This is a genomic window from Mumia sp. Pv4-285, from assembly GCF_041320275.1.
GTDB lineage: Bacteria > Actinomycetota > Actinomycetes > Propionibacteriales > Nocardioidaceae > Mumia > Mumia qirimensis.
Genome location: NZ_CP162023.1, coordinates 2,905,688 through 2,926,472 on the forward strand (window position 1 = coordinate 2,905,688; position 20,785 = coordinate 2,926,472).

The 20,785-nt window shown below is 69.9% G+C and carries 23 protein-coding genes; 9 read left to right on the plus strand and 14 right to left on the minus strand.

Features of this window, described 5'->3' with window-relative positions; translation table 11 throughout:
• Nucleotides 1-17 precede the first annotated feature (17 nt).
• The 6 genes from AB3M34_RS14010 to rplS form a co-directional block, all read right to left on the minus strand.
• Nucleotides 18-386 carry a YraN family protein gene (locus AB3M34_RS14010; RefSeq protein WP_370614754.1) on the minus strand — a complete coding sequence of 123 codons (369 nt, stop codon included), beginning with the start codon at nucleotides 384-386 and terminating at the stop codon, nucleotides 18-20.
• A gap of 108 nt (nucleotides 387-494) precedes the next feature.
• Nucleotides 495-803, minus strand: a complete 309-nt coding sequence (locus tag AB3M34_RS14015; RefSeq protein WP_370614756.1) for a DUF2469 domain-containing protein — start codon at nucleotides 801-803, stop codon at nucleotides 495-497.
• A gap of 59 nt (nucleotides 804-862) precedes the next feature.
• The gene (locus AB3M34_RS14020; protein ID WP_370614757.1) at nucleotides 863-1,639 is read right to left on the minus strand and encodes a ribonuclease HII; all 777 of its coding nucleotides are present in this window, start codon (nucleotides 1,637-1,639) and stop codon (nucleotides 863-865) included.
• Between the two features lie 51 nt (nucleotides 1,640-1,690).
• Nucleotides 1,691-2,401: a signal peptidase I gene (lepB, locus tag AB3M34_RS14025; protein WP_370614759.1), complete on the minus strand. Its 711-nt coding sequence runs from the start codon at nucleotides 2,399-2,401 to the stop codon at nucleotides 1,691-1,693.
• A gap of 56 nt (nucleotides 2,402-2,457) precedes the next feature.
• Complete coding sequence (lepB, locus tag AB3M34_RS14030) at nucleotides 2,458-3,234, minus strand: signal peptidase I (protein WP_370614761.1); 777 nt, start codon at nucleotides 3,232-3,234, stop codon at nucleotides 2,458-2,460.
• Nucleotides 3,235-3,259: 25 nt separating this feature from the next.
• Nucleotides 3,260-3,610, minus strand: coding sequence for a 50S ribosomal protein L19 (gene rplS, locus AB3M34_RS14035; RefSeq protein WP_370614763.1), 351 nt, complete (start codon nucleotides 3,608-3,610; stop codon nucleotides 3,260-3,262).
• Between the two features lie 440 nt (nucleotides 3,611-4,050).
• Here rplS and AB3M34_RS14040 point away from each other — a divergent pair, with 440 nt between their 5' ends.
• Nucleotides 4,051-4,893, plus strand: coding sequence for a LuxR C-terminal-related transcriptional regulator (locus AB3M34_RS14040; RefSeq protein WP_370614764.1), 843 nt, complete (start codon nucleotides 4,051-4,053; stop codon nucleotides 4,891-4,893).
• A 24-nt stretch (nucleotides 4,894-4,917) separates the two neighbouring features.
• On the opposite strand, the gene trmD is transcribed toward AB3M34_RS14040, so the two are convergent.
• From trmD to rpsP, 4 genes are read right to left on the minus strand one after another with little or no spacing between them, the layout of a single operon-like run.
• The gene (gene trmD / locus AB3M34_RS14045; protein WP_370614766.1) at nucleotides 4,918-5,637 is read right to left on the minus strand and encodes a tRNA (guanosine(37)-N1)-methyltransferase TrmD; all 720 of its coding nucleotides are present in this window, start codon (nucleotides 5,635-5,637) and stop codon (nucleotides 4,918-4,920) included.
• Complete coding sequence (gene rimM / locus AB3M34_RS14050) at nucleotides 5,637-6,176, minus strand: ribosome maturation factor RimM (RefSeq protein WP_370614767.1); 540 nt, start codon at nucleotides 6,174-6,176, stop codon at nucleotides 5,637-5,639. The genes trmD and rimM overlap by 1 nt, the downstream gene beginning before the upstream one ends.
• A 4-nt stretch (nucleotides 6,177-6,180) precedes the next feature.
• The gene (locus tag AB3M34_RS14055) at nucleotides 6,181-6,423 is read right to left on the minus strand and encodes an RNA-binding protein (RefSeq protein WP_370620023.1); all 243 of its coding nucleotides are present in this window, start codon (nucleotides 6,421-6,423) and stop codon (nucleotides 6,181-6,183) included.
• Between the two features lie 8 nt (nucleotides 6,424-6,431).
• Nucleotides 6,432-6,884: a 30S ribosomal protein S16 gene (gene rpsP, locus AB3M34_RS14060; RefSeq protein WP_370614768.1), complete on the minus strand. Its 453-nt coding sequence runs from the start codon at nucleotides 6,882-6,884 to the stop codon at nucleotides 6,432-6,434.
• A 182-nt stretch (nucleotides 6,885-7,066) separates the two neighbouring features.
• Between rpsP and AB3M34_RS14065 the strand changes: the two genes are divergently transcribed.
• A complete protein-coding gene (locus tag AB3M34_RS14065) occupies nucleotides 7,067-7,510 on the plus strand; it encodes an HIT family protein (protein WP_370614769.1) in 444 nt (147 codons plus the stop codon).
• A 14-nt stretch (nucleotides 7,511-7,524) separates the two neighbouring features.
• Here AB3M34_RS14065 and AB3M34_RS14070 read toward each other — a convergent pair whose 3' ends face one another.
• From AB3M34_RS14070 to AB3M34_RS14085, 4 genes are all read right to left on the minus strand, one after another.
• Nucleotides 7,525-9,441 carry an ABC transporter ATP-binding protein gene (locus AB3M34_RS14070; RefSeq protein ID WP_370614771.1) on the minus strand — a complete coding sequence of 639 codons (1,917 nt, stop codon included), beginning with the start codon at nucleotides 9,439-9,441 and terminating at the stop codon, nucleotides 7,525-7,527.
• Nucleotides 9,438-11,171, minus strand: coding sequence for an ABC transporter ATP-binding protein (locus tag AB3M34_RS14075; protein WP_370614773.1), 1,734 nt, complete (start codon nucleotides 11,169-11,171; stop codon nucleotides 9,438-9,440). Before AB3M34_RS14075 ends, AB3M34_RS14070 begins: the two co-directional genes overlap by 4 nt.
• Before the next feature lie 75 nt (nucleotides 11,172-11,246).
• On the minus strand, nucleotides 11,247-12,641 hold the full coding sequence (locus tag AB3M34_RS14080) for a gluconate:H+ symporter (protein WP_370614774.1): 1,395 nt from the start codon (nucleotides 12,639-12,641) through the stop codon (nucleotides 11,247-11,249).
• The gene (locus tag AB3M34_RS14085) at nucleotides 12,638-13,168 is read right to left on the minus strand and encodes a gluconokinase (protein WP_370614775.1); all 531 of its coding nucleotides are present in this window, start codon (nucleotides 13,166-13,168) and stop codon (nucleotides 12,638-12,640) included. Before AB3M34_RS14085 ends, AB3M34_RS14080 begins: the two co-directional genes overlap by 4 nt.
• 145 nt (nucleotides 13,169-13,313) lie before the next feature.
• Here AB3M34_RS14085 and AB3M34_RS14090 point away from each other — a divergent pair, with 145 nt between their 5' ends.
• Genes AB3M34_RS14090 through AB3M34_RS14120 form a run of 7 tightly spaced genes read left to right on the plus strand, consistent with a single transcriptional unit; the run spans nucleotide 13,314 to nucleotide 20,785 of the window.
• Nucleotides 13,314-14,630: a DUF4437 domain-containing protein gene (locus AB3M34_RS14090; protein ID WP_370614777.1), complete on the plus strand. Its 1,317-nt coding sequence runs from the start codon at nucleotides 13,314-13,316 to the stop codon at nucleotides 14,628-14,630.
• The gene (locus tag AB3M34_RS14095; protein WP_370614778.1) at nucleotides 14,627-15,367 is read left to right on the plus strand and encodes a hypothetical protein; all 741 of its coding nucleotides are present in this window, start codon (nucleotides 14,627-14,629) and stop codon (nucleotides 15,365-15,367) included. Before AB3M34_RS14090 ends, AB3M34_RS14095 begins: the two co-directional genes overlap by 4 nt.
• A gap of 26 nt (nucleotides 15,368-15,393) precedes the next feature.
• Complete coding sequence (locus AB3M34_RS14100; RefSeq protein WP_370614779.1) at nucleotides 15,394-15,918, plus strand: MaoC family dehydratase; 525 nt, start codon at nucleotides 15,394-15,396, stop codon at nucleotides 15,916-15,918.
• 5 nt (nucleotides 15,919-15,923) lie between these two features.
• Entirely contained in the window at nucleotides 15,924-16,955 is a 1,032-nt protein-coding gene (locus AB3M34_RS14105) for an LLM class flavin-dependent oxidoreductase (RefSeq protein WP_370614780.1), read from the plus strand.
• Nucleotides 16,952-18,172, plus strand: coding sequence for a CaiB/BaiF CoA transferase family protein (locus tag AB3M34_RS14110; protein WP_370614782.1), 1,221 nt, complete (start codon nucleotides 16,952-16,954; stop codon nucleotides 18,170-18,172). The genes AB3M34_RS14105 and AB3M34_RS14110 overlap by 4 nt, the downstream gene beginning before the upstream one ends.
• Before the next feature lie 4 nt (nucleotides 18,173-18,176).
• The gene (locus AB3M34_RS14115; protein WP_370614784.1) at nucleotides 18,177-19,562 is read left to right on the plus strand and encodes an MmgE/PrpD family protein; all 1,386 of its coding nucleotides are present in this window, start codon (nucleotides 18,177-18,179) and stop codon (nucleotides 19,560-19,562) included.
• Nucleotides 19,559-20,785: a Rid family hydrolase gene (locus AB3M34_RS14120; RefSeq protein ID WP_370614785.1), complete on the plus strand. Its 1,227-nt coding sequence runs from the start codon at nucleotides 19,559-19,561 to the stop codon at nucleotides 20,783-20,785. The genes AB3M34_RS14115 and AB3M34_RS14120 overlap by 4 nt, the downstream gene beginning before the upstream one ends.

The following is a 20,785-nucleotide window of genomic DNA, read 5'->3' on the forward strand; positions in this document are numbered from 1 at the left end:
GGTGCGTCCCAACCCCATCACGACACCCCCGGGACGTGAGTCACGCTCGCAGCACCTCGCCGAGGGAGCAGGACGGCGACGACGTCGATGCGCACGCCGGCGGCGCGGCGGTCCTGCTGGGCGAGGTAGGCACCGGCGAGCCTCCGCAGCCGCGCGGCCTTCTGGGCCGTGATCGCCTCGAGCGGCGTGCCGTGCGTGGTCGTCCGCCGCGTCTTGACCTCGCAGAACACCAGCGTCTCGCCGTCCTGCGCGACGATGTCGATCTCACCCCACCGGCACCGCCAGTTGCGCGCGAGCACCTGCATGCCCCTGGAGCGCAGATAGTCCGCAGCCACGTTCTCGCCGTGCGCGCCGACTGCCTGGCGCTGGTCGTACGTCGATCCCATCGCAACCACCTCCGCACCCACGGTGGCGCGTCACGACGCGTCAGATCCGTCGACAGCGGCGGGCTGGGGACGGTCGAGCGTCCGACGGGGCTGTGGAGAAGTCCGGTGTCACACCTTGGGAGGCTCGAAGTCGCTGGTGGCGAGCTCCTCGACGTTGACGTCCTTGAACGTGAGGACCTTGACGTTCTTCGCGAACCGAGCCGGCCGGTAGATGTCCCACACCCAGGCGTCGGTCATGGTCACCTCGAAATACGCGTCACCGGTCTCCGAGCGCACCTTCACGTCGACGGCGTTGCACAGGTAGAAGCGCCTGTCGGTCTCGACGACGTAGGTGAAGATGCCGACGACGTCGCGGTACTCGCGGTACAGCGCGAGCTCCATCTCCGCCTCGTACCGTTCGAGATCCTCTGCGCTCATCGCTCTCCCTCGGTTGCTCCCGCACTGCGAAACTACCGCGTCTGGCGCGCGGCGCCGACTCAGCTGTCGAGCAGCCCGGACGGTTCGCCGGGAAGGCGCGCCTCCGGCGGCGGCTCCGGCCACATCTCGGCATCGTCGAGAAGACCGTCCAGCTCCGGGTCGTCTGCGACGACCCCGTTCAGGCCCGGCAGCCGCCAGGACACCCGATGGTGAGGCGTGGGTCCGTGGGTCACCAGCGCCGCGACGTGCTCCGGCGCGGCGTAGCCCTTGTTGTCGGCCCAGCCGTACTCGGGATGGTCTGCGGCGAGCCCGACCATGATCTCGTCCCGGGCGGTCTTGGCGAGGATGCTGGCCGCGGCGACGGCGGCGCAACGCATGTCGGCCTTGATCATCGTGACGACCGGCGGCACCCGGTCGACCACCACGGGCGGCCCGAACATGGCGGGCTGCTCAGGGGTGGTGAGGTAGTCGTGGTTGCCGTCGAGCAGCACGGAGTCGGGCACGACCGACAGCTGAGCCAGGGCTCGGTGACCGGCGAGGCGCAGCGCGGCGATGATGCCGAAGTCGTCGATCTCACCGGGACTGGCGTGCCCCACCCCGTACGACGGCGCCCACCGTTGGATCTTCGGGACCAGCCGGCGCCTGGCGTCCGCCGTCAGCAGCTTGCTGTCGCGTACGCCCTGCGGGGCCGTCCTGGTCGCCTCGGTGATCAGCACCATCGCCACGGTGACCGGCCCGCACAGGGCGCCGCGGCCGACCTCGTCGCTGCAGGCGAGCGACGCCAGGCCGCCTCGGAGCATCTGACGCTCGATCCGCAACGTCGGAGGGGTCAGCATGCTCGCTCCCCGCTTTGCACCTGGCCGGTTCGTGGACAACCTGGGACCGCCTCAGTCGGAGTCCGGCACCGCGGCGAACGGAGCGTTGTCCGACCCGCCCGAACCCATGCGGTCGAACGGCCAGACGGTGACCCAGGACTTGCCGAGCACGGCGTCGACGTTCACGAAGCCGCCGCCCGGCGAGCCCAGGTGCGCACGCGAGTCGGCCGAGTTGTCGCGGTTGTCGCCCATCAGCCACAGACGTCCGTCGGGAACCTTGACGTCGAAGCGCTGGCTGCTCGCGTCGGCGTTCTTGTCCTTGAGGTACGGCTCGTCGACCGACGTTCCGTTGATCTCGAGCCGGCCCTGGGCGTCGCAGCACACCACGCGGTCGCCTCCGACGCCGATGACGCGCTTCACGAGGTGACCGCCCGCCGGATACAGGCCGAAGACCGACAGCACCTGCTGCACCGGTCCGAGCTCCTGCTCGCCGCCCGCACCCAGCCAGTCACCCGGGTCGTCGAAGACGACCACGTCGCCGCGCTCAGGCTCGCCCGTCCAGTAGGAGACCTTCTGGACGAGGATGCGGTCGTCGATCTGAAGGGTGTCCTCCATCGAGCCCGACGGGATCCAGAACGCCTGCACGAGGAAGGTCTTGACGACCAGCGCGAGCACGAGCGCGATCGCGACCAGCAGGATCGTCTCCTGCCACAGCGGGAGCGCCTTGCGCTTCTTGCTCGAAGGGCGGCTTGCGGCGCTCGCGGCCGGCTCGTGGGACGTCACGCAGACAGCCTAGCCCCGAGCCCCACAGGTTCTGCGCGCGGCAGAGCGGCCGGGATTCAGTCGAGCGTGGAGAACGACTGGGGGTCGTGCAGGACGGCTCGGTCCTTCCACGGCCACACCACGAAGGCGACCTTGCCGACGACGTTCCCGGTGGGGACGAAGCCGCCGCCGGCGCCTTCGATGTGGGCTCGGGAGTCGGCCGAGTTGCCCCGGTTGTCGCCCATCACCCACAGGTAGCCTTCGGGCACCTCGACCGAGAAGGGAGACCGCGCCGTCGCGGACGCGTCCTTGACGTACGGCTCCTCGATCGCCACGCCGTTGACCTCGATCCGCCCCAACGTGTCGCAGCACTTGACGGTGTCACCACCGACGCCGATGACGCGCTTGACGAGGTGTCCACCCGAGGGGAACAGGCCGGCGGTGGAGAGCAGCTTCTGGGCGGCGTTGGTGGAGTCCTGGACCTCGCCCGCGCGGAGCCAGCCGCCCGGGTCCTCGAAGACGACGACCTCGCCGCGGTGCGGGTCGCGACCCCAGTACGACACCTTCTGGACGACGATCCGGTCCTTGGCGCCCTGGGCGTGGCCGGTGAGGGTCGGCTCCATCGACTCCGACGGGACGTAGAACGTCTGGAGGAAGAGCGACTTCACCACGAGCGAGAGCACGAGCGCCACCATCAGGAGGGCGCCCACCTCCATCCAGAGCGGGAACGCACGCTTCGTCGTACGCGCCGCCGCAGGCAGACGAGGACGCACCGGGCCCCCCGTCGTACGGGGTGCCCGGTGCGTCCCTGGAGCATCGTCGGCGCGGCCGTCGTCCGGCCGGCCGTCACGCATCGTCACAGTCTCCCCCCGAGACTGCTCAGATCTCGCGCTTCTCCTTGATCTTGGCTGCCTTGCCGCGCAGGTTGCGGAGGTAGTAGAGCTTCGCGCGACGGACGTCGCCGCGGGTCACGACCTCGATCTTCTCGATGATCGGCGTGTGCAGCGGGAAGGTGCGCTCGACACCGACACCGAAGCTGACCTTGCGGACAGTGAAGGTGCGGCCGATGCCCGACCCCTGGATGCGGATCGCGACGCCCTGGAAGACCTGGACGCGGGAGCGGTTGCCCTCGATCACCTTGACGTGAACCTTGAGGGTGTCACCGGCGCGGAACTCGGGAACGTCGTCACGGAGCGACTGGCTCGCGACGGCGTCGACTACGTTGGTCATCTCATCTCTTCCTCGTCGGTGCCACAGGTCACCCACGAAACAGCGCGGGGTGAATGCTTGGAGCGGTGCTGCAACACGTCGCGACGACGTATCAGACGACTCGAGGCCCCTGTGGCAGCAGAGTCCAGCACCGACGTCCCAGTCTGCCATACCAGGCCTGACGGCCGTTAATCGGCCGGAGCGGGTCCAGCACCGCCCCCACGACTTCACCCCCGCAGACGCCGGGGGCACGGTGCTGGACCCACACCTGAGGCTAGATCGGCAGCACCGCACCGAAGAATACGCAGTCGTACGTACGCATGGCGCCTGGCCGTGACACGTGCACCCGAGATGTCTCACGCCGCTCGGCGACCCGCCGGACCCTGCGGATCCGGGAAAGACGCTGCTGCGACCCGCTGTTCGGTACGCTCCCGTCAAGACATCCGACAGGACGGGAACCGATGACGGACTCCGCGCGGTGGATCGAGGTCGCTGCCGACCTCCTCGCGCTCGACGACGTCACCGAGGCGCGCAGGTGTCTCACCGATCAGCTCCTCTGCGACTTCGGCGCCACCGGCGGCGCACGGGTGGTGATCGCGGCGTCCACCGACGACATCGCCCTGCAGACGTTCCCGCGCGACATCGCCTTCGACACCGAGCGCTGGCCCTACGGACAGCGGACGATCGCGAGGACTCACCCGCTCGTCCAGCACTACCGGGCGACCGGCTCGATGGATCCGGAGGTCCTGGTCCAGCCGGGCGAGACCACGCGCTCGCTCCCCGCTCCCCTGCTCGGCCTGCTGCACTCGGTCGGCGTCGGGCTCCACCAGCTCGTCCTCCCGCTGCGCAACGACCCGCAGACAGGTCTCGTGGCGTACGTCCTCGTGCGCGACGATCCGTTCCCCCGGTGGGCGCGTCTGCGCGCGAGCGCGCTCCTGCCGCTCATCCGCGGTCTCGACCGGCACCTGCTGCTGCGCCTCGCGGAGCCGGAGACGGTGGCCGCGGCCACGTCCGCGGGCGTGAGCCTGACCCCCCGCGAGCACACGATCATCACGATGCTGGCCGAGAGTCGTACGGCCGAGTCGATCGGTCGCAGCCTCGGCATCTCGGCGCGCACCGTGCACAAGCACCTCGAGAACGTCTATCGCAAGCTCGGGGTGAGCGACCGTGTCGCGGCGCTCCAGCTCGCCTACCGTCGCGGCCTCATCGTGGACGCCCCGGGGGCCGACGCGGTGGCTGGTGCCCGGCCGCCACTGGCGGGCGGTCGTTCGGAAGGCAACGGATTCGCCGACGTCCTGACCTGACAGCTGCGTCGCTGCGGCGGGCGTTCAGTCGTCGTCGGCCGCGAGCAGGTCGGGCCGACGCTGCGCCGTACGCTCGAGCGCCTGCTCGCGGCGCCACGCGGCGATGCGGCCGTGGTCGCCCGACAGCAGGATCGGCGGGACCTCGTGGTCGCGCCAGAGGGCGGGCTTGGTGTAGACGGGGTACTCGAGGAGCCCGTCGGACCCGTGCGACTCCTCGGCGAGGGACTCCGGGTTGCCCATGAAGCCCGGCAGCAGCCGGATGACGGCCTCGATCACGGCGAGGGCAGCGACCTCTCCCCCGTTGAGGACGAAGTCGCCGAGCGACACCTCTTCGACCGGCATCCGCTCGGACGCCCAGTCGACGACGCGCTGGTCGATGCCTTCGTAGCGCCCGCAGGCGAAGGCGAGCCACGGCTCGCGGGCGAGACGCTGGGCGTCGGCCTGGGCGAACGGACGACCCGACGGCGTCGGCACCAGCAGCCGCGGCGTGTCGGCGGGTGCGTCGCCCGAGGCGCCGGCGGCCAGGAGCCCGTCGAGGGCCTCGCCCCAGGGCTCGGGACGCATGACCATGCCGGCTCCCCCGCCGTACGGGGTGTCGTCGACGGTGCGGTGACGGTCGTACGTGTGGTCGCGGAGGTCGTGCACGTGCAGGTCGAGCAGGCCCCGCTGCTGCGCCTTGCCGGGCAGCGACAGCGCGAGCGGCGCCAGGTAGTCGGGGAAGATCGTGACGACGTCGATCCGCATCACTGCGGACCGGCGTTCTCGGCCTGCTCGGGATCGAGCAGGCCCGCGACCTCGGCGACGTGCACGACGCCCTCGTCGAGGTCGACCTCGAGGACGAGCGCGGCGACGAACGGCACCAGGACCTCCGTGCCGTCCGGACGCTCCACGGCGAGGACGTCCTGGACAGGAAGGTGGAGCACAGCACGGACGGTCCCACGGTCGACCCCGCCCGACACGACCTTCAGCCCCTCGAGCTGGTGGTCGTAGAACTCCTCCGGATCGTCCGGCCGCTCGTCGGGGTCGACGTCGACGACGATCTGGGAGCCGCGCAGAGCCTCGGCCGCGGTGCGGTCCGGCACGGCCGGGAACGTCACGAGGAGGCGTCCCTGGTGCGGGCGGACGGAACCGATCACCAGCTTGCGGTCGACGCCGGAGCGCGGACGAACGACGACCGACGAGCCCGGGGCGAAACGCCTCTCGGGCTCGTCGGTCGTCAGGTCGATGCTGACCTCGCCGCGGATGCCGTGCGCCCGGCCGATTCGGCCGACGACGATCTCCACCGGCTCAGCGACGCCGGTCGACGTCGACGAAGTCGATGCGGGCCCCGCCCTTGCCGGCGATCGCGCCGGCAACGGTGCGGATGGCCGAGGCCGTACGGCCCTGGCGCCCGATCACCTTGCCGAGATCGTCGGGGTGGACCCGGACCTCGAACAGGAGGCCTCGACGCAGCTGCTTCGCGTTGACGTCGACGTCCTCAGGGTGGTCGACGATGCCGCCGACCAGGTGTTCGATGACTTCGGCGACCATCATGGTGCTCAGGCCTCCGTGGACGCAGGCGCCTCGGCCGACTCGTCGGCGGCCGGCTCCTCGGCCTTGGCGGCCTTCTTCGCGGGAGCCTTCTTGGTGACGGCCTCGGTGGCCGGCGCGCTGTGGACGGCCTTGAGCGCCTCGTTGAAGAGCTCGGCCTTGTCGCGCTTCGGCTCGGCGACCTTGACGGTCGACTCGGCCTTCTCGCCCTTCGAGGCCTGGAAGTCGCCGGTCAGCTTGAGCAGCGCCGCGACGGCCTCGCTCGGCTGGGCACCGACGCCGAGCCAGTACTGGGCGCGATCGGAGTCGATCTTGATGATCGACGGATCGGTCTTGGGGTTGTAGGTGCCGATCTCCTCGATCACGCGACCGTCACGCTTGGTGCGTGCGTCGGCGACGACAACTCGGTAGAACGGCGTGCGGATCTTGCCCATCCGCTTCAGGCGAATCTTGACGGCCACGGGTGTGGTGTCTCCTCAATGAACGTGGTGTGGTGATCCAGCGGGCACCGTGTGGGGAACGGGCCACCTGATCGCGGATCCGGACGCGAACGAATGAGAGGGTTCGGACGCGAGACGGAATCGACATCCCATTGTGCCAGAACGCCGGTCGGCCCTCCAACTCCGTACGGCAGACTGCTCGTATGAGCACGCTCTTCACCCAGATCATCGCCGGTGAGATCCCGGGCAGGTTCGTGTGGGCCGACGAGGAGGTCGTCGCCTTCATCAGCATCGGGCCGATCCGTCCGGGGCACACGCTGGTCGTCCCCCGTGCCGAGATCGACCACTGGATCGACGCCGACGACGCCCTGCTCGGCCGGCTGACCAGCGTCGCCAAGCGGATCGGCGCAGCCCAGCAGGAGGAGTGGGACAGCCCGCGGGTCGGCACGATGGTCGCCGGCTTCGAGATCCCGCACCTGCACGTCCACGTGTGGCCGGTCTGGGGTCTGGACGACTTCAGCTTCGCGGCGGTCGACCCGAACCCCTCCCCCGAGTCGCTCGACGAGGCTGCCGAGCGGCTGCGCGCCAGGCTTGTCGCCCACGGCCACGAGGCGTACGTCCCCGCCGACGTCTCCTCCGCCGGCTGACTCGCCGGCGCCGCTCACACCCCGGCGCCCGCGAACTGCGCCTCGTAGAGCCGCGCGTACGCCCCGCCGGCCGCGATCAGAGCGTCGTGCGTGCCCTGCTCCACGATCTGCCCGTCCTCCATGACCACGATGCGGCTCGCGTCGCGGATAGTCGACAGACGGTGCGCGATGACGAAGCTCGTACGGCCCGACCGCAGCTCCGCCATCGCTTGCTGGACGAGGGCCTCGGTGCGCGTGTCCACCGAGCTCGTCGCCTCGTCGAGCACCAGGATCGACGGATCCGCCAGGAACGCGCGTGCAATGGTGAGCAGCTGCCGCTGCCCGGCGCTCAGGTTGCCGCCGTCGTCGTCGATCACGGTGTCGTAGCCGTCGGGGAGCGTGCGGACGAAGTGGTCGACGTACGCCGCCTGCGCCGCCGCGACGATCTCCTCCTCGGACGCTCCGTCCGCCCCGTAGGCGATGTTGTCGCGGATCGTGCCGTGGAAGACCCACGCGTCCTGCAGCACGACGCCGAAGTTGTCGCGCAGCACGTCGCGGTCCATGGCTCGTACGTCGACGCCGTCGAGCGTGATCCGGCCGTCGTCGACGTCGTAGAAGCGCAGCGCCAGGTTCGTGAGCGTCGTCTTGCCCGCGCCGGTCGGGCCGACGATCGCCACCGTCTGCCCCGGCTCCGCGACGAGGTCGAGGTGCTCGATCAGCGGCTTGTCGGGGTCGTACGAGAACGACACGTCCTCGAACGCGACGCGTCCGCGCACGAGGGTGGGAGCGAGCGCGTCCGGCGGGTCCGGCACCTCCTCGGCCTCGTCGAGCAGCTCGAAGACCCGCTCTGCCGAGGCCACGCCGGACTGCAGCAGGTTGATCATCGACGCCACCTGCGTCAGCGGCTGGGTGAACTGACGGGAGTACTGGATGAAGGCCTGCACGTCGCCCACCGAGATCGCACCGGAACCGACGCGGACAGCGCCGATGACCGCCACAGCGACGTAGTTGACGTTCGAGACGAACATCATCACGGGCTGGATGATGCCGGAGACGAACTGCGCGCGGAACCCTGCGTCGTAGACCTTCGTGTTGGCGGCGTCGAAGTCGGCGCGTGCCTTCTCCTGGCGGCCGAAGACCTTGACGACCTCGTGCGCGGTGAAGTTCTCCTCGATGTGGCCGTTGAGCTGGCCGGTCGCCGCCCACTGCGCGACGAACTGCGGCTGGGAGCGCTTGGCCACCGCGCTCGTGATGAGCACGGCGATGGGGATCGTGATCAGCGCGACGAGTGTCAGCAGCGGCGAGATCGTCACCATCATCACCAGGACGCCGATCACGGTGAGCAGCGACACCAGCAGCTGGCTGATCGTCTGCTGCAGCGACTGCGCGATGTTGTCGAGGTCGTTCGTGACCCGCGACAGGATCTCGCCACGCGAGCGCGAGTCGAAGTACGCCAGCGGGAGACGCCCGATCTTGTCCTCGACCTCGCTGCGCAGGTCCGCGACCGTCCGCTGGACCAGACGAGTCGTCAGGATGCCCTGCAGCCACATGAACAGCGACGAGAGGACGTACAGCGCGAGGACTCCGATGAGCACCCATCCGAGCGCGCCGTAGTCGATGCCCTGCCCCGGTTGCAGGTCCATCGCGGCGACCATGTCGGCGACACGGTCGTCGCCCTGGGCGCGCAGGCCGGCCACTGCCTCCGCCTTGGACTCCCCAGGCGGCAGCTGGCTCGCGATGTAGCCCTCGAAGACGATGTCCGTCGCGTGACCGAGGATCCGCGGACCGATGACGCTGAGGGCGACGCCGATGACGGCGAGCACCAGGATCGCCGCCGTGCTCGTCCGGTCACGCACGAGCGTGCCGACCAGACGGCGTACGGACGCCTTGAACGACTTCGCCCGCTGAGGCGCCGCCATGCCCATCATCGGGCCGGGGCCACGGCCGCTCATGCCGCCTCCTGCTCGGTCAGCTGAGACAGTACGATCTCGCGGTACGTCCCGCACGTGTCCATCAATTCGGAGTGCGTGCCCGTCCCGACGACGCGGCCCTCGTCGAGGACCACGATGCGGTCGGCGTCGCGGATCGTGCTGACGCGCTGCGCGACCACGATCACGGCGGCATCGGCGGTGACCGGACGGAGCGCACGTCGCAACGCCACGTCGGTGGCGAAGTCGAGCGCCGAGAACGAGTCGTCGAAGAGGTAGACGAGCGGTCGGTTCACGATCGCCCGCGCGATGGCGAGGCGCTGCCGCTGCCCGCCGGAGACGTTCGTGCCACCCTGGGCGATCGGCGCGTCGAGGCCCTCGGTCATCGCCTCGACGAAGTCGCGCGCCTGCGCGATCTCGAGCGCGTCCCACAGCTGCTCGTCGGTGGCGTCCGGATCACCCATCCGCAGGTTCGACGCGACCGTGCCGGAGAACAGGAACGCCTTCTGCGGCACCAGCCCCATCGCGGCCCAGACCTGCGGAAGAGCTCGGTCCCGGACGTCGACGCCGTCGATGAGGACCTGTCCGGCAGTGGCGTCGAAGAGCCGCGGAATGAGGTTGAGAAGGGTCGACTTGCCGCTGCCGGTCGAACCGATGATCGCCGTGGTCTCCCCCGGTCTCGCGATCAGGTCGACGTCGCAGAGGACCGGCTCCTCGGCGTCGGGATAGCTGAACGACACACCGACGAGGTCGACGCGCCCCTCCCGCACCGCGCCGGCGTCGGCATCGGGTGCGGTCAGCACGCTCGGCTCGACCTCGAGGACCTCCTGGATGCGCTCCGCCGACACCTCCGCACGCGGCAGCATCACGAACATGAAGGTCGCCATCATCACCGACATGAGGATCTGGACCAGGTAGGTCAGGTACGCCGTGAGGGTGCCCACCTCGAGCGTGCCGTCGCCGACCCGGTGCCCGCCGAACCAGAGCACGGCGACGCTGGAGGCGTTCATGACGAGCATGACGGTCGGGAACATGAGGGCCATCCACTGGCCCGCCTTGATCGCGACGTCGCGGTACTCGTGGTTGGCGACCTCGAAGCGGTCGCGCTCGAAGCCGCCCTTGACGAACGCGCGGATGACCTGGATGCCCATGATCTGCTCACGCAGGATGCGGTTGATGGCGTCGATCTTGTCCTGCATCTGGCGGAAGTACGGCCGCATGCGGGAGATGATGAAGCCCACCGAGACCGCCAGCAGCGGGATCACGACGGCGATCAGCCAGGACAGCCCCACGTCCTGCCGCAGGGCCATCACGATGCCGCCGACGCACATGATCGGCGCGGCGACCAGGATCACGAAGACCATGAACGCGATCAGCTGGATCTGCTGGACGTCGTTGGTGCTGCGGGTGATGAGCGTCGGCGGGCCGAACCGCGTGACCTCTGCTGCGGCGAAGGTCTCCACCTTGGCGAAGACCGCGGCGCGCAGGTCGCGCCCGAACGCCATCGACGTACGGGCTCCGTAGTAGACGGCGATGATCGAGCACACAGCCTGCAGGCAGGTCACGAGCAGCATGACGCCGCCGATGCGGAGGATGTAGTCGGTATCCCCGTTGACGATGCCTTCGTCGATGATGTCGGCGTTCAGGCCGGGAAGGTAGAGGGTGGCCAGCGTGGAGATCAGCTGGAAGACGATGACGACCGCGATCGCACCTCGGTAGGGGCGCAGGTAGGTCCGCGCGAGGGTCCAGAGCACGGGACGACGTTACCTGCGGGGTGGTTGCCCATGACACTCATTTCGGACCCGTACGCCGAGGGCGAACGCCGGCAGTCAGATCACGAGGTGCATGAGCAGCACGAACACGAGGCCCGAGACCGACAGCACCGTCTCCATCAGCGACCAGGACTTGATGGTCTGGCCGACCGACATGCCGAAGTACTCCTTGATCAGCCAGAACCCGGCGTCGTTGACGTGGGAGAAGAACACCGAGCCCGCGCCGATCGCGAGGACGAGCAGCGAGATCTCTCCCTGGGCCATCCCCTCGGTGAGCGGCACCATGATGCCGGCCGCGGTGATCGTCGCGACGGTCGCCGAGCCGGTCGCGAGGCGGATCAGCACGGCGACGAGCCAGGCGACGAGGACGACCGAGACGCCCGAGTCGGTGACGAAGTCGGCGATCACCTCGCCGATGCCGGTGTCGATCAGCACCTGCTTGAAACCGCCGCCCGCGCCGACGATCAGGACGATGCCGGCGATCGGCGGGAGCGACGCGCCGATGCTCGCGCTCAGCTCGTCGCGTCCCATGCCCGACCCGACTCCGAGGGTGAACATCGCGACGATGACCGCGAGGAGCAGGGCGACGAGGGGCTCGCCGACGAAGTCCATGAACGCGTACGACAGGCCGTCCTCGTCGAGGACCAGGTCGGCGACGGCCTTCGCCATCATGAGCACGACCGGCAGCAGCACCGTCGCGAGCGTGATGCCGAAGGACGGCCGACGTCCCTCGGTGTCACGTGAGGTCTCGAACTGGGCGGCGTCGGCGTGGACGTCGACCCACTTCGAGGCGAACCTCGTGAAGAGCGGGCCGGCGACCACGATCGTCGGGATCGCGACGATGATGCCGAGACCCAGCGTGATGCCGACGTCGGCGCTCAGGACGTCGATCGCCGCCAGCGGGCCCGGGTGGGGCGGGACGAAGCCGTGCATCGCCGACAGTCCGGCGAGCGTCGGGAGCCCGACCGCGATCAGGGACAGTCCGCTGCGCTTGGCGACCAGGTAGATCACGGGCATCAGGAGCACGAGGCCGATCTCGAAGAACATCGGCAGGCCGATGATCGCGCCGATCGCCGCCATCGCCCAGGGAAGCATCCGGGTGCTGGACTTCCCGACGATCGTGTCGACGATCTGGTCCGCACCACCGGAGTCCGCGAGCAGCTTGCCGAACATCGCACCGAGGGCGATGAGGACGCCGACACCGGCCACGGTGGTGCCGACACCGGCGGTGAAGCTCTCGAGGGTGTCCTTCATCGGCATCGTCGCGACCACGCCGACCGCGAGCGAGCCGAGGGTGAGCGCGAGGAACGGGTGGACCTTCAGCCAGACGATGAGCACGACGATCAACGCGATGCCGACGAGGGCGGCGGTGATCAGCTGGGCGGTCCCGGCAGCCGGGGTGATCGCGTCCTGCGTGCCGAGGAGTCCGAAGAGTCCGCTCGGGTCGGTCATCGGGGTCCTTCCTGCTCGTCCACGACCTCCGTGCGCGCGAGGAACTCGTCGACGATCTCGGCCGGGGTGGGCGTGATGTCGAGGAGCTCACCGTTCTCGTCCGGCTCGAGCTGCTCGAGCGTCTCCTCCTGCGACTGCAGGAGCGAGACAGGCATGAAGTGGTCGCGGTGCTCCATCCGCTGGCGGATGAGGTCGTGGTCCCCTGCGAGGTGGAGGAACGTCGTGCGCGGGGCCGCGGAGACGAGGACGTCGCGGTAGACCCGGCGCAGCGCCGAGCAGCTCACCACTCCCCCGGACTCGTCGTGCGCGTGGAGCCACGCACCGATGGACTCCAGCCAGGGCCAGCGGTCGTCGTCGGTCAACGGGGTCCCGGCGGACATCTTGGCAATGTTGGCCTCGGAGTGGAACGCGTCGCCGTCCTCGTACGGGATGTCGTACCGGTCGGCGAGCTCGTGCCCGATCTCGGACTTCCCGACGCCCGAGATCCCCATGACCACCACCAGCGGCGGCAGTGTCAGTCGGCTCATGCCACGCACCTCCCTCCCGAGAGGGTGGCACGACCCGCGGCGGCGCGCCGATCACTGCCGAAGCCGGCTTGCCGGATCCCCTATCGTCATCCGAGAAATGCAGATATCGTATATTTTCATATCCGATATCCATCGAGGAGGAACAGTGCGACCCCACGTCGAGCTCATCCAGGAAGACGACTACGTCTGGCACGGCGCCGAGCTGCCCGGTGGCGAGGGCCGCGCGAGCGAGCGGCGGCTGTCGGTGGACGAGGAGGACGGTTCCTCGTCGCTGCGCGTCGACTTCCACACCGACTGGGGACGCGGCCCGGGCATCCACCACGCCAACACCGAGTACTACGTGCTCGAGGGCGAGATCGACTACGGCGGCCGCAAGATCGGCAAGGGCGGGTACGTCTACGCCCCGAAGGGCGTCCCGAACGACTACCTCCGGATCGCCGAGGGCACCCAGATCCTCCACTACCGCGAGTACGGCGGCGCCGGCTTCGACCCGGTCGACTCGCTCGACCCCGCGCAGCGGTGGACCGACGCCCGTGAAGACGTCATCGTGATCGACTCCGAGGCGATGAAGTGGGACTCCGTCCCCAACCCCGGCCCGATGCCGGGCCTCTTCATCAAGTACCTCCACGTCGACCCGGAGACCGGCTTCTACACGCGACTCGTGCACGCGCAGGAGGGCTGGGCCGACCACCGCCTCGCCCACCACCCCTGCTACGAGGAGGCCTACACCACTCAGGGCCACATGGAGTACAACTTCGGCACCCTGGACCTCGGCACCTACTTCTTCCGCCCCGCGCGCGTGAAGCACGGCCACTTCACGACGATGGAGGGCGGCGCCACCTGGCTGCTGCGCTCGGACGGCGAGCTCGCCAACTGGTACACCCAGAACGAGTGGGTCCGCTGGGGCGGCGACGGCGTGAACTACGGGCCCGAGGGAGTGCAGGAGGAGCCTCACCCGCCGGTGCGCTGGGCACACTCCACGTACGACATGGCACAGCCGTGGCGCACCGACGAGGACATGCGCCAGCTCACCGCTTCCTGGCAGTTCCAGATCGACCAGGGCCAGGACAACACGCCCATCTCGCACCAGGGCACCACCGATCGCGGTGCCATCGCGATCGCGAAGGCCCTGGACGCCTACAACCTCCAGGGCGGGCACGGCGGCGACGACCACGGTCACAGCCACGATCACGACCACGACCACGACCACGACCACGACCACGGCGACCACGACCACGACCACGGCGACCACAGCCACGAGCACGAGCGCGAGGTCATCAACCCCGACTGGGGTTGGACCGGCAAGGCGACCGAGCACGCCGACGAGCGTACGGACGAGCAGGCCCACAACTGGGGTGCCGGCCGCGCGTGGAAGGCGGGCGACCCGGTCCCCGCGCCGATCCTGTCGTCGATGCCGGTCCGCAGCCGCTCCCGCGGCCGCTGGGACGGGGACGGGATGTGAGCGAGACCCTCGCTGCCGTCGAGGCGGTCCACGGCTTCAACGGCTACAGCGTCGCGATCCTGCTGCACATCCTCCTGTTCGCGTACTGGCTCGGCGGCGACCTCGGCGTCTTCTACTCCAGCCGCTTCATCCTGCGCGACGACCTGGCGCCGCAGACCCGGGCGACGGCGCTGAAGATCATGCACGGCGTCGATCTGGCACCCCGCATCTGCCTCGTCCTGTTCCTGCCGAGCGGGATCACGCTGATGGCGTGGGGCCCGCTCGGAGACCAGTTCTTCGTCAACGGGGCGCTGCTCGCGCTCGTCTGGGTGGCGTCGCTGATCTGGCTCGCGATCGCGGTGTACGACTACTTCCACGGCACGGCGACACGGTTCGGCCACACCATCGCCCGGCTCGACCTGGTCGTCCGCTACGGGCTCGGAGCGAGCCTGCTGGCGATCGGCGCCTACACGATGGTCGTCGCCGAGCCGTTCGGGGTCGACACCAACCCGAAGTGGCTCGGCGCGAAGCTCGCGGCGTACGCCCTCTGCATCCTCTCCGGAGTCCTCATCCGCTGGAAGCTGCGGTCGTTCGGGCCCGCGTTCGGCCGGTTGATGGCGACCGGCTCGACCCCGGAGGTCGAGCGTGACCTGCGCACCTCGCTGCGCGGTTGCGAGCCGTACGTCTTCGCGATCTGGGGCTTCGTCCTGCTTGCCGCCGTCCTCGGCGTGATCAAGCCCGGCTCTACAGCGTTCTGAATCCACACAGCCTGAGAAGGAGAGAGATGACCCAGAAGCTCGGGTGGACCGGCCGGTTCTTCGAGGACTTCGAGATCGGCGACGTCTACCAGCACCCGCTCGGGCGCACGGTCTCCGAGTCCGACAACACGTGGTTCTCGTTGCTGACGATGAACACCAACCAGATGCACTTCAACACCGAGTACGCCAAGAAGTCGGAGTTCGAGAAGCCGCTGGTCGTCTCGACCCTGACGGTGGCGATCGCGGTGGGCCAGAGCGTCACCGACATCACCCAGAACGCGTTCGCGAACCTGGGCTGGGACGAGATCCGCATGACGCACCCGGTGTTCGCGGGCGACACGCTGTTCAGCGAGTCGCTGGTGCTGGAGAAGCGGGAGTCGGGCAGCCGCCCGCACGCCGGCATCGTCACCGTCCGCACCCGGACCCTCAACCAGGACGGCGACGAGGTCTGCTCGTTCAAGCGGACGTTCTACGTCTACCGTCGGGGCGCCGAGCAGGTCGAGGGGACGTTCCCGACCGGCAAGCGCCCGCTGACCGCTGAAGGCGCGTGACGGCGGTGCGCATCACGTACGCGCCGTGGGGCGAGACGCTCGCGGAGCTCGCCGACGCCGCACGCCGTGCGGAGGCCGCCGGCGCCGAGGTGCTGTGGGTTCCCGAGCTGCACCGCAGCGCCACGGTGAGCGCGGCCGCGCTGATCGGCGCGACGTCGACCGCGCAGGTCGGCACCGCCATCGCGCTCGCGTTCACGCGGAGCCCGATGGTCACCGCGCTCGAGGCGCTCGACCTCGACGAGATGTCGGACGGACGCTTCGTGCTCGGCCTCGGCACTGGCGTCCAGCGACTCAACGAGGACTGGCACAACGCCCGCTGGGGCAAGCCGGTGGGTCATTTCCGCGAGACCGTGCGCAACGTGCGGCTCTTCTGGGAGAGGTCCACGACCGGCGAGACGATCGAGGTCGAGGGCGAGTTCGAGCCGATGCGCATCCGCGGGTACGAGCGGCCGTACGCTCCCCCGCGCCGCGACATCCCCGTCTACGTCGCCGCGATGGGACCGGCGATGACCCGTCTGGCAGGGCGGATCGGTGACGGCTGGATCAGCCACGAGCTCTGCTCGCCCACCTATCTGGAGAAGCAGATCCTGCCCGAGCTGCAGGCTGGCATCGAGGCCGCGGGTCGCCGTCGTGACGACGTGGAGGTCGTCGTGTCGGCGTGCTGCTCGGTCGCGGACGACGCGTCGACCGCGACGCGACGTGTGGCAGGCACCGTCGGCTTCTACGCCAGCGTGCGGACGTACGCCGAGTTCTTCGCCTTCCACGGGCTGGCGGACCAGCAGCAGCGGGTGATCGACGCGTTCCGCGAGGGACGTGGCGCCGACTACCTCGCCGGGTCGGTCGACGCGGAGATGGTCGACGCGCTCACCCTCAACGGTGACCGCGCCCGCGTCGCCACGCAGCTCGCGGCGTACGAGGGGCTCGCCGACGCCGTCAAGCTCAGCCCGCCCACCCACGGCATCTCGGCGGTCGAGACCCGTGCCGCCCAGGACGAGATCATCACGCTCATCGCCGAGCTCACCGGAGGCACCGCATGAAGCCGCTCGAGGACGTCCGCATCATCGCCGTCGAGCAGTACGGCGCCGGCCCGTTCGGCAGCGTCCACCTCGCGGACCTCGGAGCCGAGGTCATCAAGATCGAGGACCCGCGGGTCGGCGGCGACGTCGGCCGCTACGTGCCGCCGTACTCCGAGGACGAGGACTCGCTCTTCTTCGAGACCTTCAACCGCAACAAGCGGAGCCTGTCGCTCGACCTCACCTCTCCCGAGGGTCGGGCGGTCTTCGAGGACCTGGTGACCCGCTCGGACGTCGTCTACTCGAACCTGCGCGGCGACGTGCCGAAGAAGATCGGCATCACCTACGACGACCTCAAGCACCTCAACCCGGCGATCGTGTGCTGCTCGCTCACCGGGTTCGGCATGACGGGTCCACGCCAGAAGGAGCCCGGCTACGACTACATCCTGCAGGGACTCGCCGGGTGGATGGACCTGACCGGCGAGCCCGACGGCCCTCCCACCAAGTCCGGGCTCTCCCTGGTGGACTTCTCCGGTGGGTACGTCGCCGCGATCTCGCTGCTCGCAGGGCTGCACGCCGCCCGCCGCGACGGGATCGGCATGGACTGCGACGTCAGCCTGTACGACACCGCGCTCTCGATGCTGACCTACCCCGCGACCTGGCACCTCAACGCCGGGTTCACCCCCGAGCGCACGCGTCATTCCGCGCACCCCTCGCTGGTGCCGTTCCAGGCGTTCGAGGCCTCCGACGGCTGGCTCGTGGTCGGCTGCGCCAAGGAGAAGTTCTGGGCACGGCTCGCGGTCGTGGTCGGCCACCCGGAGTGGGCCGAGCAGGAGTCCCCGTACGCCACCTTCTCGGGGCGCCAGCAGGGCAGCGCGGACCTCCTCGCGCAGCTCGAGGAGATCTTCCTCCAGCGCACGGTCGACGACTGGCTGTCCGTGCTCTACCCCGCGTCGATCCCCTGCGGACCGATCAACGACGTGCCGCAGGCCCTGCGCGAGGAGCACACGCTCGCCCGCAACCTCGTCGTCGAGACCGAGCACCCCCGTTACGGGACGGTCCGCCAGGTGGCGTCGCCCGTACGAGTGGGTGCCGAGACCCCGACGTACCGCCGCGCACCGCGCCGCAACGAGGACTTCGACCACGTGGTCCGCGACATCATCGGGTACGACGACGCGGAGGTCGCGAAGCTGCGTGCGGCCGGCGCGTTCGGCGCCCCGGCGGAGCCGACGGAGGAGTGACCCGATGATCGCGTCCGAGCTCGCCGCGTGGGCGACCGGTGACCTCCTGGTCCCCGTGCCGGTCGACGACGCCGCGCGTCGTCATCTGCTCGACGGCATCGGCACCGCAGTCGCCGCAGCGCGTCTCCACGCCGCCGCGCCCGCCGTCGCCGTCGCGACAGGCCTCGGCGGTCCTGCCGAGTCCACGATCGTCGGCACCGATACTCGGGTCGGTGCCGCCGCGGCCGCGCTGGCCACCGGCACGCTCGTGCACGCCCTCGACTTCGACGACACGCATGCCGGCGGTCTGGTGCACGCGACCGCCGTGGTGCTGCCGGCGGCGTTCGCGGTCGGCGAGCAGACGCGGGCGAACGGCCGTGAGGTCCTCACCGCCGCGGTGGTCGGGTACGAGGTGGCGTGCCGGGTGGCTGCCGCGGCCCCGCACGCGTTCCACCGCGGGGGCCTCCACGCGACGATGGTGGCCGGCGTGTTCTCGTCGGCCGCGGTCGCGTCGCGGCTGATGGGACTCGACGCAGCGACGACGGCGCACGCACTCGGCATCGCCGGGAGCCAGGCCGGCGGGCTGCTCGCCTTCCTCGGCACCGGTGCCAGCACCAAGCAGCTCCACCCCGGTTTCGCCTCGCACGCGGGGATCCTCGCCGCGCGGCTCGCCGCCGCGGGCGCGACCGGTCCGGTCACCGTGTTCGACGGACCGCACGGTGTGTACGACGCACTGGCCACCGGACCGGTCGACCCCGCCGCGATCCTCACCGGGCTCGGCAAGGTCTGGGAGACGGAGGCCATCGGGATCAAGCCGTGGCCGACGTGCCAGCTCGCTCACGCGACGATGGCTGCCGCTCAGGACGCCCTCGCGCGCTCCGGTGCCGACCCGTCCGACGTCGTCGGCGTCCATGCGCAGGTCCACCCCGACTCCGCGTCGGTGGTGTGTGCGACCGATCGGGACCTGTCGCGGCCGGTCAGCCCGTACGCCGCGAAGTTCTCGCTGCCCTGGAGCGTCGCGGCGATGGTCCTCGACGGACGGGTCGGCACCGACACGTACGACGAGCGCGCCCTCGCGCGCCCGGACGTGACTGAGCTCGCCGCTGCAGTCTCCTGGGACGTGCTCACCGGCCCGCAGGGCGCGGCCGCCGACGCAGCAGGCGACGTCGAGCTCGTCCTGCGCGACGGCACCCGGCTCCGCGGGCACGTCGACCGCAGCCCCGGCGGCGGGTCCTCCCCGCTGTCGAAGGATGCCCTGCTGGCCAAGTTGGCCGGCAACGTCGGCCCGCTCGCCGCCCCGCTCGCCGACGCCGTCGAGTCGCTCGCGTCGGCGCCGGACCTGGACGCCTTGCTCACCCTCGCCGCTCGTGCGGCGTCGACCGACCTGATCCCCTCGGAGGCACACGCATGACCACGACCGCGATCGCACCGGCCGCGTTCACCTGGTTCCCGTACGACGGCTTCACCTTCTGCCTCGGCCTGACCGAGTCGGGACACGTGTGGACGTCCGGACACACCGCCGCCGCGCTGGACGAGGCGGTCGGCAAGATGACGGTGTCCGGCTCGATGGCCGAGCAGGCGCGTACGGCGTACCGCAAGGTCCTCACGATCGTCGAGGGTGCTGGCCTGTCGCTGACCGACGTCACCCACGTCACCGAGAACGTCACGATCGCCGGGCTCGCCTCGTACGACGAGGCACTGGCGGTGCGCCGCGAGGTCTTCGGCGACCACGAGCCGGCGGTGACGACGGTCGTCGTCGAGCGCCTCGTACGGTCTGCCGCCCTCCTCGAGGTCGAGCTGAAGGCGTCGGCGGGCGGCGGCACGATGCTGCTGGCGAGCGAGGCACGACGTGCGGGCGAGTGGACCGCCTCCCCGGTGGTCGAGGGGCACGACGGCACCGTCCACCTGCCGACGATGGTGCCGATCGACGCGAGCGGCGAGATCGTCGCGCCGGGAGACTTCGTCGGTCAGTACCGCTACTGCCTGGAGCAGGCCGACGCGCTGCTGCGGAAGGCGGGGATGTCGATCGACGCTGCCGTGACGACGTTCGACTACTCGACGCCCGGCACGCGCGAGGTCTACCGCAAGACCCATCGGGTCCGTAAGGAGCTGCTCGGCGGCGCTGGCGTCTACCCCGGTGCCGGCGGCATCCTGATGAGCCGCCTCCACCACCCGGAGCAGCTCGTCGCGATCGACGTGACCGCCTCCCGGCACCCGCTCGAGCTGGTCAACCCCGGCTGGTCGCGCTACGACACGCTGACCTACGCGCCCGGCGTGAAGGCGGGGCGCACGTTGTTCATGTCGGGGTTCGCCGCGCTCGACATGGAGACCCAGGAGGCGCTCCACCCCGGCGACCTCAGAGCACAGGCAGAGGTGACGTACGAGGCCATCCTCCACCTGCTGACCTACGCCGGGCTCGGGCCGGAGCACCTCCTCAGCACGATCGAGTTCTGCGTGGCGAGCGAGCTTCCTCACTACGGGGTCGTCCACGAGGTGCGCGAGCGGCTGCTGAGCGCGCCGTGGCCGGCGTCGACCGGCGCGATGTGCGCCGACCTGCTGCGGCCGGAGTTCCTGCTCGAGGTCTTCCCCACCGCGCTCTATCCCCTCGATCAGCACAGCCCCGAGGAGGCATGA

Bases quoted from the DNA above. Each gene is read 5' to 3' on its own strand.
- AB3M34_RS14020 (WP_370614757.1), bottom strand. From the start codon at position 1,639: ATGCTGACCCCTCCGACGTTGCGGATCGAGCGTCAGATGCTCCGAGGC.
- AB3M34_RS14055 (WP_370620023.1), bottom strand. From the start codon at position 6,423: ATGGTCGCCGAAGTCATCGAACACCTGGTCGGCGGCATCGTCGACCAC.
- AB3M34_RS14115 (WP_370614784.1), top strand. From the start codon at position 18,177: ATGATCGCGTCCGAGCTCGCCGCGTGGGCGACCGGTGACCTCCTGGTC.
- AB3M34_RS14015 (WP_370614756.1), bottom strand. From the start codon at position 803: ATGAGCGCAGAGGATCTCGAACGGTACGAGGCGGAGATGGAGCTCGCG.
- lepB (WP_370614761.1), bottom strand. From the start codon at position 3,234: ATGCGTGACGGCCGGCCGGACGACGGCCGCGCCGACGATGCTCCAGGG.
- AB3M34_RS14065 (WP_370614769.1), top strand. From the start codon at position 7,067: ATGAGCACGCTCTTCACCCAGATCATCGCCGGTGAGATCCCGGGCAGG.
- rplS (WP_370614763.1), bottom strand. From the start codon at position 3,610: ATGACCAACGTAGTCGACGCCGTCGCGAGCCAGTCGCTCCGTGACGAC.
- AB3M34_RS14010 (WP_370614754.1), bottom strand. From the start codon at position 386: ATGGGATCGACGTACGACCAGCGCCAGGCAGTCGGCGCGCACGGCGAG.
- AB3M34_RS14080 (WP_370614774.1), bottom strand. From the start codon at position 12,641: ATGACCGACCCGAGCGGACTCTTCGGACTCCTCGGCACGCAGGACGCG.
- AB3M34_RS14040 (WP_370614764.1), top strand. From the start codon at position 4,051: ATGACGGACTCCGCGCGGTGGATCGAGGTCGCTGCCGACCTCCTCGCG.
- AB3M34_RS14100 (WP_370614779.1), top strand. From the start codon at position 15,394: ATGACCCAGAAGCTCGGGTGGACCGGCCGGTTCTTCGAGGACTTCGAG.
- AB3M34_RS14085 (WP_370614775.1), bottom strand. From the start codon at position 13,168: ATGAGCCGACTGACACTGCCGCCGCTGGTGGTGGTCATGGGGATCTCG.
- AB3M34_RS14070 (WP_370614771.1), bottom strand. From the start codon at position 9,441: ATGAGCGGCCGTGGCCCCGGCCCGATGATGGGCATGGCGGCGCCTCAG.
- trmD (WP_370614766.1), bottom strand. From the start codon at position 5,637: ATGCGGATCGACGTCGTCACGATCTTCCCCGACTACCTGGCGCCGCTC.
- AB3M34_RS14120 (WP_370614785.1), top strand. From the start codon at position 19,559: ATGACCACGACCGCGATCGCACCGGCCGCGTTCACCTGGTTCCCGTAC.
- AB3M34_RS14110 (WP_370614782.1), top strand. From the start codon at position 16,952: ATGAAGCCGCTCGAGGACGTCCGCATCATCGCCGTCGAGCAGTACGGC.